7 protein-coding genes and 2 pseudogenes are annotated in these 12,826 nt (G+C 37.7%); 5 read left to right on the top strand and 4 right to left on the bottom strand.

The window, feature by feature from the left end; genetic code table 11:
* Positions 1-18 precede the first annotated feature (18 nt).
* Together CZ809_RS07180 and CZ809_RS21370 are read right to left on the bottom strand one after the other, a co-directional pair.
* Entirely contained in the window at positions 19-1,983 is a 1,965-nt protein-coding gene (locus CZ809_RS07180) for a putative bifunctional diguanylate cyclase/phosphodiesterase (protein WP_080156748.1), read from the bottom strand.
* Positions 1,984-2,128: 145 nt separating this feature from the next.
* Positions 2,129-2,318 (bottom strand): annotated as a pseudogene (locus CZ809_RS21370) (transposase); the annotation flags it as partial.
* A gap of 485 nt (positions 2,319-2,803) precedes the next feature.
* Between CZ809_RS21370 and CZ809_RS07175 the strand changes: the two are divergent.
* Together CZ809_RS07175 and CZ809_RS07170 are read left to right on the top strand one after the other, a co-directional pair.
* Positions 2,804-5,821 (top strand): flavocytochrome c, encoded by a 3,018-nt coding sequence (locus CZ809_RS07175; protein ID WP_080156747.1) that lies wholly within the window; start codon positions 2,804-2,806, stop codon positions 5,819-5,821.
* 56 nt (positions 5,822-5,877) lie between these two features.
* The gene (locus tag CZ809_RS07170; RefSeq protein ID WP_080156746.1) at positions 5,878-6,825 is read left to right on the top strand and encodes an FAD:protein FMN transferase; all 948 of its coding nucleotides are present in this window, start codon (positions 5,878-5,880) and stop codon (positions 6,823-6,825) included.
* A gap of 20 nt (positions 6,826-6,845) precedes the next feature.
* Here the strand turns inward: CZ809_RS07170 and CZ809_RS21365 are convergent.
* Positions 6,846-7,094, bottom strand: a pseudogene (locus tag CZ809_RS21365) (IS1595 family transposase); the annotation flags it as partial.
* Between the two features lie 182 nt (positions 7,095-7,276).
* The gene (locus tag CZ809_RS07165) at positions 7,277-8,491 is read right to left on the bottom strand and encodes an aromatic amino acid transport family protein (protein WP_080156745.1); all 1,215 of its coding nucleotides are present in this window, start codon (positions 8,489-8,491) and stop codon (positions 7,277-7,279) included.
* Positions 8,492-8,914: 423 nt separating this feature from the next.
* Here CZ809_RS07165 and CZ809_RS07160 point away from each other — a divergent pair, with 423 nt between their 5' ends.
* From CZ809_RS07160 to potE, 3 genes are all read left to right on the top strand, one after another.
* Positions 8,915-10,132 carry a CinA family nicotinamide mononucleotide deamidase-related protein gene (locus CZ809_RS07160; protein WP_080156744.1) on the top strand — a complete coding sequence of 406 codons (1,218 nt, stop codon included), beginning with the start codon at positions 8,915-8,917 and terminating at the stop codon, positions 10,130-10,132.
* Between the two features lie 208 nt (positions 10,133-10,340).
* The gene (locus CZ809_RS07155; protein ID WP_080156743.1) at positions 10,341-11,183 is read left to right on the top strand and encodes an META domain-containing protein; all 843 of its coding nucleotides are present in this window, start codon (positions 10,341-10,343) and stop codon (positions 11,181-11,183) included.
* A 302-nt stretch (positions 11,184-11,485) separates the two neighbouring features.
* A complete protein-coding gene (gene potE, locus CZ809_RS07150) occupies positions 11,486-12,808 on the top strand; it encodes a putrescine-ornithine antiporter (RefSeq protein ID WP_080156742.1) in 1,323 nt (440 codons plus the stop codon).
* Positions 12,809-12,826: the final 18 nt, after the last annotated feature.

The following is a 12,826-nucleotide window of genomic DNA, read 5'->3' as shown; positions in this document are numbered from 1 at the left end:
ATAGGGAATAGTATATTACTATGATTGTGCGGCCATGCTCATTTCAGGGGTGTGAAAATACTTTTCTTCAAGTTCATAAACTGGCAGAGGTCTGCTAAAGAAATATCCCTGACAATAATCAAAACCACATTGGTTGATATAATTAAGCTGTGCCTGCGTTTCTACCCCCTCTGCCACTATTTTTAAATTGAGTTTGTCACAAATAGCTTTGGTTGCTTCAATGATTACTTTATTGCTGGAGTGTTCGCCCTGGATAAAACTTTGATCAAGCTTCACCGTACTAATTGGTAACTCATGTAATTGTGATAAAGAAGAATAGCCTGTACCAAAATCATCTAAATAGAGTTCAATTCCCATTGCAGCTAATGCATCTAAGCAGGGCTTGGTTTCACAATAATCTTGTAGCATGGTAGATTCAGTAATCTCTAAAGCAAGCTGAGATGGATTGACATTATATTGACGAATGATTTGTTCAATTGTCTGGGCAATATTTGGCTGTAATTGTGCACGTGAGAGGTTAATGCTAATAATAAATGGCTGAGCATACCGTTGGGTCCAATAGGCTAGTTGTTGACAGGCACTGTGTAATATCCACAGCCCTAACGGTACTATTTGGCCCGTTTCTTCAGCTAATGGAATAAATTCTGCTGGTGAAACTTGACCGAGTAATTCATCATGCCAACGGATTAATGCTTCAAATCCTTTTAATTGTTGGCTATTTAAATCAATAATTGGCTGATAATATAGTTCAAAATCATGGTTTTCGAGAGCTTGAGATAAATGATGACGTAAGGTCATTTTACGATATAGCGCATCGGCCATTTCTTGTAAAAAAGGATAATAGCAATTACGGCCTCTTTGTTTTGCCCGGTGCATTGCCATATCTGCTTGAGTGATAAGCGTATCAAAATTATTAGCGTCATCGGGATAATTTGCAGTACCAATACTGCAGCTGATAGAGAGTTCACCAATATCTTTAATATGGAAAGGGCGACTTAATGTTTTTATTATTTGATCGGTAAAGTTTTCGATGGTGGTATAATTACGCTTCTCTATTTGAATTATAAATTCATCACCACCAAAACGAGCGACAAGACCTTTATCTTTCACGACGTTTAATAGACGGATAGCGACTGCTCGAAGTAATTTATCGCCTGCAGCATGGCCATAAGAATCATTAACAAGTTTAAAACCATCAAGATCAAGAAATAATAAACTATAATGGGAACGATGGTGATGACTAGCTTTTAATGCAGCAGAAATACCACGTCGGTTCATTAATCCTGTTAGAAAATCATGCTCAGCATTATATTTTTCTTTATTCAGTTTTTCTTTATCTTTGGTGACATTCACTAGTTGTAATAATAATTGTGAATTATCGTTTAACCATTTTGCTTCAATATCAAACCAATTGTGGCGTTGACCTGTCCAACATAATCGATTGCACTTAAAACTGTTATTTTTTTTAGCATTTTCTAGCCATTGTTGTGCAATGGCAATATCACCAATGAACTCTGAAAGATCAACTAAATTTTCACCGTAACAACTTGAAAATGCAGCGTTTGAACTAATGAAAGTGCCATCTCCATTAAACAAAAGAGCTAAGTTTGAACAATCAGAAAAGGCCAAATCTCGACGTAGAGAGGATTCATCAGCAATCACTTCTACAAGCATAGCCATGCGGCCATCAGTTAGTGGAATACCTGAAAATAAGCACAACATATTTTTAGTTATTTGTTTAGGATTGAATCGCCACCATGTTTTAATTGTTTTATTTAATTTAAATGTTTGTTGGTATTCTAATAATGTTGCAGCGGCGGCTGCAGACATATCTTGACCTAAATCACGATTTAAAAGTTCTTCAATAGATGTCGCTTCCCATAAACGTAATGATTTATCATTTGCCCATAGAATTTTTTTATTATCAACATCAAATACCCAGATTGGGTTTTGGAGATAATAGAGCGGTGAGAATGGATCCATCTCCAACTTCTTTCTTTTTATTAAGGTGTTAGTTTTAAAATAGTAGCTGAAATGGAAAAATTAAACATGATATTATGATAACTACGTGATATTAGTCCATGTTTTGATATATAAATACTGTATTTATTAATATAACCGATGATTACTATTGATATTTAGCCAAGGTTAATGATTTCTCTGGTATCAGTGTTGATTTTGCACGATATTTAATCAGTGTATGAAGATGTCTTCAACTAGGTACTGATTATTAAATCTAAAACAGAATTCACCAAGATAACGAGGATATGTTTTTCTCTAATTGCGTGATATGTCCCTTTTATCGAATTTTTAATATGACTAATTATAATATATATCCATGAAATGTGGCTTCATATTAATAGAGAATGTTATTATTTTAATACAGATTAAATGATGTTCTCTACATTGTTTTTTAATTATGTATATTTGCATAAATTCGAGCATAGAGATGCTTTTATGAACTTGGATTATGTTATTAGATGTTGTTTTAATTATATATTACAAGCTGTTAATACATGGAAGATTATTTAATTATGGCTATTAAATAATGCTAATAGCCGGCTTGTGTTGCCTTGTTTTTATTTGATTTTTAATGTTAATTTAGAATGGTAGATATTAATGGGTTTATGAATATTGTGCATGAATTAAATGCAGATGTATCATTTTACTATAAGCTATCCCTGTAGTAATTTTATTCATTATTACTTAATTGCTTCAGTTCTTATTTCAAAAATCACTTAAAGCTATTTGTATATTTAGTGATTTTTTATATAAGTATTAAATTATATTGGAATATGAATCAGTGAATAATTTAACAGATGAAATTCAATTAGGCTTATCACAAGCAAAACTTAAAAATCGCATTGTTATGGCACCTATGACCATTCAATCTGCTTTTTTTGATGGCGGTGTTACGCAAGAAATGATCAACTATTATGCTGCTCGCTCAGGCGATGCTGGTGCAGTTATTGTTGAAAGTGCGTTTGTCGAAAATTACGGAAGAGCATTTCCCGGTGCATTGGGCATCAATACCGATAGTAAGATCGCTGGGCTTAAGAAGTTAGCATCAGCAATTAAAGAGAAAGGCTCAAAGGCCATTCTTCAGATCTATCATGCTGGTCGTATGGCAAACGGCGAATACAATGGTGGTCATCAACCTATTTCTGCAAGCCCTATTGCTGCGCTTCGTGATAATGCAGAAACACCACTTGAGATGACGAAAGAGCAAATTGGCTTTATGATTGACGCTTTTTCTAATGCTGTTAATCGTGCAATCGTTGCGGGTTTTGATGGGGTTGAGATCCATGGCGCTAATACATACATTATTCAACAGTTCTTCTCTCCGCACTCAAACCGTCGAAATGATAAATGGGGCGGTGATATTGAAAAGCGTACTGCATTTCCTCTTGCTGTTTTAAATGGAGCGAAAAAAGTTGTCGCTGATCATCAACGCGATGATTTTATTATTGGTTACCGTTTTTCTCCTGAAGAAATCGAAGAGCCTGGTATTCGTTTCGAAGATACCATGTACTTGCTTGATAAGTTGGCGATGAGTGGTCTTGATTATTTTCATTTTTCTATGGGGAATTATGCTCGCAATTCGATTGTAACCCCTGAAGATAAAGAACTACTTATTCGTAAATACCATGCGCTTGAGTCTGAAAATGTTGCCAAAATCCCTGTAATAGGTGTTGGTGGTATCGCTCAGCGTTCTGATGCTAATCAAGCGTTAGCGCAAGGCTACGACATGGTGAGTGTGGGTAAAGGTTTCCTTGTTGAGCCAACATGGGCGACAAAAGCGATCAATGGTGAAGAATGTGCCGAATTCGCTGATATTGAGCAACAATATCAACTAAAGATCCCAACACCACTTTGGGAAATCATGGACTACATGATTGTTGATAGTAAGGCTGAGGCATTAAAGCATCAGCGTATTAAAGAATTACAAAACGTTGAGATCAGCTTTGAGCCTGGTGAGTACATCGCTTATGGCTACGGGCACAATGGCAAACTACCGGTAACAGTGACGTTCTCAGACGACAAGATCCTCGATATTATCGTTGATTCTTCAAAAGAGTCAGACGGTATTGCTAACCCTGCGTTTGAGCGTATTCCGCAACAGATTATGGAAGGCCAAACTCTCAATATTGATGTAATTTCTGGTGCGACAGTGAGTAGCCAAGCGGTTATTGACGGTGTATCTGATGCTGTTGATTTAGCGGGTGGTAACTCTGAAGCGCTTCGTTGTAAAGCACGTGAAGCGGTTGAATGGTCAACAGAAGTTATCGAAAAAACTGTCGATGTTGTTGTTGTTGGTGGCGGTGGCGCAGGTTTAAGTGCAGCGCTTACCGCTTTAGATAATGGCAAATCTGTTATTCTGCTTGAAAAATTCCCTGCTGTTGGTGGTAACACTGTACGTACAGGCGGTTGGGTGAATGCAGCAGAGCCTAAGTGGGTAAAAGATTTCCCTGCGATTGCTGGTGAAGTGGATTACCTTAAAGCGATTGTCGCTACACCTGAGTCAGATATTGCAGAAGAATATCTTGCCGATTTCCGTACACTGAAAGATCAATTGGCAAATTATTTCCTTGATACTGAAAGTGGGAAAAATTACCTGTTTGATTCAGTTGAACTGCACCTAATTCAGACATACCTAGGTGGTAAACGCACTAATCTTAATGGTGAGTTAATTCACGGTCAATACGATTTGGTACAGACGTTAACAAGTCGTGCGATGGAATCGATTGATTGGTTAACTGAAAAAGGTATCGACTTTAACCGTGGCATGGTGGATATCGCTGTTGGTGCTTTATGGCGCCGTGCGCACAAACCGAATCGTCCTAAAGGTGTTGAGTTTGTCGAAAAACTTCAAAAGCAAGTGATTGCCCAAGGTGGACATATCATTACGGATGCGCGAGCTGAAGAATTGATTGTTGATGATGGAAAAGTAGTTGGTATTAAAGCAACTCATTCAGACGGTACAAAATATGTATTGACCACTAATTGTGGTGTTGTACTGGCTTCTGGTGGTTTTGGTGCAAATACGAAAATGCTGCAAAAATACAATAACTACTGGAACGAGATTGCTGATGATATTAAAACAACCAACTCACCAGCACTTATTGGTGATGGTATTGAAATCGGTGAAAAAGTAGGTGCCGATTTAGTGGGTATGGAATATGTTCAGTTAATGCCTATTGGTGATCCTAAATCTGGTGCGTTATTAACAGGTCTTATTGTTCCACCTGAAAACTTTGTTTTTGTTAACAATCAAGGCAAGCGCTTTGTCGATGAATGTGAAAGTCGAGACGTGCTTTCTCGCTCGTTCTTCGATAATGGCGGTGTGGTTTACATGATTGCCGATGAAGCTATCCGTAAAACGGCGGCTAACACCACAGATGAAACCATTGAGCGTGAGATCGAAGAAGGTATTATTATTAAAGCGGATTCAATTGAAGAATTAGCTCAGAAAATTAATGTGCCGACGGAAGCGTTAATAGAAACAATTCGCCGTTATAACAGCTACGTTGATGAAGGGCGTGATCCTGAATTCCACAAAGGTGCACTTGGCTTAAAAGTGGAAAAAGCACCGTTCTATGCAACGCCACGTAAGCCATCGGTTCACCATACGATGGGTGGCTTAAAGATCAATACTAAAGCGTGTGTATTGGATAAAACAGGGGCACCAATTTCTGGGCTATATGCCGCGGGTGAAGTAACAGGTGGTATTCATGCTGGTAACCGTTTAGGTGGTAATGCGTTGATAGATATCTTCACGTATGGCCGTATAGCCGGTGATAGCGTATCTAACCGCGTTTAATGAGACAAAAGGGAAGCATGTGCTTCCCTTTTTACTATTTAACGAGTATAGACTTAATGCACTGTTATAAAACGCGTTTTACTATGATGGGAACCTTTATTGATCTTGTGATTCATAATGAACGTGGTGAAGGGTTGATCAAAGAATGTTATCTGCAACTTCAAGAGTTTACTCAACGTTTTACGGTTAATCAGGCGCAATCTGAACTTATGCGCGTCAACAACCACGCAGGCATTCGACCTGTCCGTGTAAAGCCGGATCTTTATGCGCTGATTAAGAAATCAAAATCGATCAGTGTCGATCCTCTAAATCCGTTTAATGTGGCGATTGGACCACTGGTAAAAGCATGGCATATCGGTTTTAAAGATGCCAAGTTTCCCACTGATGCGGAGCTTGCGGAAAAATTACAACTTGTTGATCCATCGAAAATTATCCTAGATGATGACTATCAGTCGGTATACCTTTCTCAAGCTGGTATGCAGATAGATTTAGGTGCTATCGCCAAGGGGTATTTTGCTGATCGGATAAAAGATTTTCTTACTGCTAACGGGGTCGAGCACGGCTTTATTAATCTTGGTGGTAATGTACTGACCATTGGTTATTCGCCTGAGAATATCTCTCAAACATGGAATGTTGGTATTCAAAACCCGCTGGCTACTTCGCGTGGTGATATCTGTCGAGTTGTACCTTTACGAGATTACTCAATGGTAACGTCTGGCATTAATGAACGATATTTTGAATACAATGGTCAGCGATACCATCACCTTCTTGATGGACAAACAGGGAGGCCTATCTCAAGCAATATCGCGAGTGTGACGATTATTTCAAAGCTGTCTGTTGATGGTGAAATATGGAGTACCGCAGGCTTTTTACCCTCTATAGATGATGCTCTCTTTTACCTTAATCATCAGGCTGATATTGAAGCTGTATTGATCTCAAATCAAGGTAAAGTATTTATAACGAATGGACTCACTGATAATGGTCGCGTTGTTAAATATAAATAATGTTTAGTCTTACTTGATTATCATTGTGACTCAGTCAATGTTAATAACTTCTTTGGTATTGGTGGTGATTGTGTACCGCATTTAATCAGTGAATTGAATATATCGTTAACTTGGCGCCGATAATTAAATCTTAAACAGAACTGATCAAGGTGAAGAGGAATATGTTGTTCTCTAATCGCGTGATATGTCTCTTTTATCGAGCTTTTAACAGCCATTGTATCTACTCAATGAAATGTAGCTTCATATAGATGGAGCGTTTTCCCATTTCTTACGTAGATTAAATAAACGTTATTTATATCATTTTTTCGCTCGTATAAATTTGCAGATAGATAGGCCTTCCTGAAATTAGATTATATTTTTAAATATGACGTTGCTCCTATACTTCAATATATTAAAGTATAGGAGCCTATCTGACGATTACTGTTAAAATAGTAATAATCAAGTAATATAATTAACCAACAGCTGGTATTACTCCAACCATTTGCAATAACTGAGCGGTAATAATAATAATACCGATAATGGTTATTATCCCCAAAGAAAATGAACCACCTTTAACAATATAGCCTGATACAGTATTTGTTGCATGTTGTGCTTTTCGTTGTGCACGAACCATCGCTACAGGTAAAAAGATAGCCAAAATCACGAGGGAAATAGCAGCATAACCTAATGCCATAATAAACCCTTGAGGGTAGAACACAGCAAAAGCTAGTGGAGGCAAAAATGTGATTAAAGCGGTTTGCCCACGGCCTGAAAGATGATTACCACGATTAAGTGTGTCAGCTAAAAAATCAAACAAACCTAAACTTACACCAAGAAAAGATGTTGCTAGAGCAAGGTCTGCAAAGATAGAAACTGATTGTCCCACCATTGGATTATGAAGTAATTCACTTAAGCTACCAATAAATGCACCAAGCGTACTATTCGCCATTAATTGTGGTTGCCCCATAATGCCTTGGCTGGCTAACTGCCATAAGATATATACGGTGAGTGGCAATGCAGATCCAAAGATCATGATTTTCTTCAATGCTTTGATATCAATGCCAATGTAACGAACAATTGAAGGAATGCTACCGTGAAAGCCAAAAGAAGTGAAAATAACAGGCAAGGCTGACAGAATTAATCCTTTTTCTACTGGCATCTCAACCAGATGCTGTCCTTGAACGTAGGGCAGTAATAACCCCAACATGACTGCAAGAGCAATGACTTTTGCTGTAAATAGAACACGGTTAACCATATCAACACTGTGTGTTCCGATTGATACTACACTGGCAATCGCAATCGTGAAAATAACGGCACCAATTTGAGGAGCAATTGTCGTGCCTGACCAGCTTGATAATTTTTCACTTAATTGGCTACCACCACCAGCAATGTAAGCGGCACATAATGCGTAGAATAAGAAAAACATTGCTAATGTTGCGATGGTTTGCCCTTTACGACCCAATAATTCGTAAGCGAGCGTATTTAAAGTTGCAGAAGGATCTGCATGTTGATGGACTTCTAGCATTAATAATGCGGTGTAGGTCATTAATGCCCAAATACCCACCATAATCATAGTGGCGGTGGTAAATCCTAACCCAGCAGATGCCAGAGGAAGGGCTAACATACCTGCACCTATCGTGGTGCCTGCAATAATCAGCATACTGCCGAATGTTTTATTTAAAGACATGATTATGTCGCTCCCTGAAGGATAAAAATTTAACTTGGGAGGGGGTATAAATACACCTGTGGTCGCTCCCTATATATAAAGCAGGCCACAATGGCATAATCGAGATGAAGTGTTATAAAATGTTTACACCTAGATTTAGCCACTGTGGCTATCGATAGGCTGTATTAGGATGGGTAATTCGCACGTTTACTCTCTCTAAGCTGAATATAATCGTAAATTAACGGTAATTTGCTGCTAAGTGCTACATTAACGATAGAGATTATGACTGTCAACTTATCTTTATTGTGTCAATATTTGTTTACACTTAGTTTGGTGATGTGAAAAATAAATCAATAATAATGATGATGCATAATATTCTGTCCATGGCGTGATGTTCAGCATAAACTGTAATTAATTCATAATCTTTTATAGGACATAATAACCATGCTCAGTGTAGTGATGATCAGTACAGGTGAAGAAGTATTGTATGGCGATATTACCGATACTAATGCGGCATGGTTATCGGCACAGTTTTTTGAACAAGGCTTTGCGATGACACGCCGAGTTACTGTGGGTGATAACTATGAAGCATTAGCCAAAGAAATAGAAATGTGCAGCCTTAGTGCTGATATTGTGATTGTGAATGGTGGTTTAGGGCCAACATCAGATGATCTTACAGCAGCGTCTGCGGCAATGGCTGCCAATGTTGGTTTGGAACAATCAAATGCTTGGGTGGCTGAAATGACAGCCAAATATCAACAAGTAGGACGTGTTATGCCTGCTGCTAATCTTAAACAAGCGATGTTACCTGAAGGTGCTGAGCTAATTGATAATCCTGTTGGTACTGCATGTGGGTTTATGATGCAGTTAAATCGTGCATGGTTATTTTTCACTCCGGGTGTACCGAGTGAATTTAAGATTATGGTGAGTGAACAAATTTTGCCGCGTTTGAAAACTATGTTTACTGTGTCAGATAGTAAAGTTTGTCATCGTCTGTACACTTATGGCCTATCTGAATCGGGTATTAGTGATTTGTTTCAAGCGTTAACGTTGCCTGAAACATGCAGCTTAGGTTATCGCTCATCATTACCTTTTATCGAAATAAAATTATTTGCACCACAAAATGACACTCAGGTGCCGATATTGTTGGCACAAATGGCTGAACTGCTTGGTGATAATGTTGTAGGTGAAGGCGAGGGTTTACTGAACGCCATTGCTGACTTATTAGCTGATGATGCAACGTTAGCATTATCAGAACAAAGCTCAGGTGGATTTGCAATTAATTGGCTTCAAGATGTACCTTCATTGAGTGCTCGATTAGCGGTGAGTGAAGTGATGGCTGATGATATTGACGATAATGCGTGTGCTGCTGAATTCTCAACATTGATAGCATTACGAGGTCAACGATTACATTTGCATGCACCTGCAACATATACATTAACAACAGGACCATCATCAACGGAAGGTGGGTTTATGTTAGGCCTTACAACGCCTGATGGTTGTTGGTGTCAGCAGCTAATATTTAAGCGTCAATATAGTAATTATAATCGACGTTGGATCATCTCAACGGTTATGTTTGATATGTTGCGCCGCTATTTACAAGGCAAAGAAATATTTGGGTGTTATGAGTCACTAGATCGTGTTGCAAGTGAGCATCTATAGCATGGTTATTTTATAATTACTGCGACTATGTATGCTTTTTTGTTATTTTGAATGCTGTATTATTGCAAAGATAAGTGCTAACATTCAATCAACTTAGTGGCTAATCATCGCTTGTACAATTAAAAATAAGCTTATATTGATGATGAGTCACTCAAAAATAAGCAACGTAATTTCTTCAAATAAGCATATGTAAATTTAAGGAAAAATAATGGCTTTCAAACTAAAAAAAGTAGTATTAGCAACATCAGTAATATTATCAGCACTGATGCTTCAAGCATGTAATGATAATGAAGCAACGGTAAAGGCCCCTCAGCAACCTACAGCTGTTGTTAAAGCAGAAAAAGCCGATATGAAACCATTAGAAGTCAGTGTTATCTATTTAGATCGCCGTATGTTACCACCAGGTGCGGTGCTGAATGTTGCTCTTGAAGATGTGTCTCTTGCAGATGCACCATCAGTAACATTGAGTACTGAATCAATGGATATTGCAGGTGCGCCACCTTATCCCGTTACGTTAAATTATGACGCAAATAAAATACAAGCGAATCACCGTTATAATGTACGTGCCACAGTAAAAGTTGATGATAAATTAATCATGACTTCAACGTCGGCTATGGATCCGTTTGCAACTGATGCAAAACAACCATTAGAAGTTAAATTAGATCGTGTAGCTCCCCCACAGAATGCTGCTCCGCAAGCTAATCAACCAACACTTGCTGGTCCACAATGGCAACTAGTGACATTATCTGGTCAAACGGTACAGCCTGGTGCTGGTGGTAATAATGCCTTTATTCAGTTTGATGCTACAACAAATAGCGTTAGTGGTTTTTCTGGCTGTAATAATTTCCATGGTGCATTAGAAGCACAAACAGCAACAACGCTAACAGTAGGTCAAGCTGCGTCAACGCGTAAAATGTGTATGGAAGGAATGGAGTTAGAGCAAGCATTCTTAGCTGCGTTACCTGAATTTGCTAGCTACAGCATTAATAATAATATATTAAGTATTAAAAATAATAACGCTGATATTATTGCGACATTTAAAATAAAATAAAAACTTAATAAAAATATACTATGGCGTATAAAGGAAATTTACCTTTATACGCTTTTTTTTTGTGGGTATTAATTGTTGATTATTAAACAATTAACAAATTAACCTAGTTCAAAAAATTCAAATGCGCAAAAAAAATATTATTTAATTATATATTTGTCAAAATATAAGAATATATCATTAACAAAAAAACCTACCTTGATTTTTTAAATTATACTTATTTCGATATAACACAGTGATGGATAATACCATTTTAATAATATGGTTTTAAATATAATTAATTAAGCTATAAGGTAGTTTACACTATGAGTTCAAATAGTAACAAAATGGGACTAATGGGATTAACGACCATAGTTACCGTTAATATGATGGGATCGGGGATAATATTATTGCCCTCCAGTTTAGCTGCCACAGGAGGGATCGCACTACTTGCTTGGGTTGTTACAGCCATTGGAGCTTTAGCCATTGCCTATGCATTTGCTAAATGTGGTATGTATTGTACTGACGATGGCGGTATGTCTGCTTATGCTGAAAAAGCGCATGGTAAATCCAGTTTTTTTATTGCCTCTTATACTTACTATGTGTGTCTTGTTATTAGTGCTGTCGCTATTGCAGTGTCGTGTGTTGGTTACTTGGAATACTTTATTCCGTGGTTAAAAGAAACTCCGATTCATACTTTTGTCGGTGTGATTTCCATTTTAATTATTACTATGTTTGCCAATGTGAAAGGCGCTAAGATCACCGGGCAAATATCTACAATTACAGTGTGGGGTATTATCATTCCGGTACTGGGATTATCAATTATTGGTTGGTTTTGGTTTGATGCAAAAGTTTTTGAAGAAGCTTGGAACCCGCATGATATCTCGGTTGGTAGTGCGATATATTCAGGTATGGCACTGACGTTGTGGGCTTTTTTAGGTATTGAATCCGCAGGTGCTAACTCAGGTACAGTAGAAAACCCCAAACGTAATGTTCCTCTTGCATGTATGTTGGCCACGGTGTTTTCAGCGGCGACTTATATTGCTTCTACAACAGTTATTCAAGGAATTATTCCTAATGAGATTTTAGCAAAATCGGACTCTCCTTTTGGACTTGTTTTTGCTCAAATGTTTAGTCCATTGGTTGGTGAAATTATTACGGCTATGGCGATTATGGCTTGTGTAGGATCGCTACTAGGTTGGCAATTTACTAATGCTCAAGTATCGAAAGTTGCCGCAGATATGCGTTTATTCCCTAAAATCTTTGGTGATGTAAATAAGTATGACGCACCATTTAAAGGCATGATGATTATGCTAGCCTTTGAATTGTTACTTGCCGTTATGACTATTTCACCAACACTATTAAAGCAATTTAACGTATTAGTGAATTTAGCCGTATTTATAAATATGGTGCCTTATGTATTAGCATTAACAGCGCTCGGAATAATTATGAGACAAAGTAATGTTGATCAAAAAGAATATAAGAACGGTATTATTATTGGGTCGGTAGCAGTGCTCTATAGTATATATGGTGCTTATTCTACTGGTGAGGAAGCGGTATTTTATGGCGCTATCATCACTTTAATTGGTTATTTCTTCTATGGGTTTATTGCTAGTCGAGAAGCGTTAAATAATAAAGTGTCATCGTGAATTTTATAGTATTAACGA

Origin of the sequence: Photobacterium piscicola (assembly GCF_900166965.1) — a bacterium.
In the GTDB taxonomy this organism is placed as follows: Bacteria; Pseudomonadota; Gammaproteobacteria; order Enterobacterales; family Vibrionaceae; genus Photobacterium; species Photobacterium piscicola.
The sequence above is the reverse complement of the archived record's forward strand: the minus strand, read 5'-3'. Positions and strand labels throughout refer to the sequence as shown.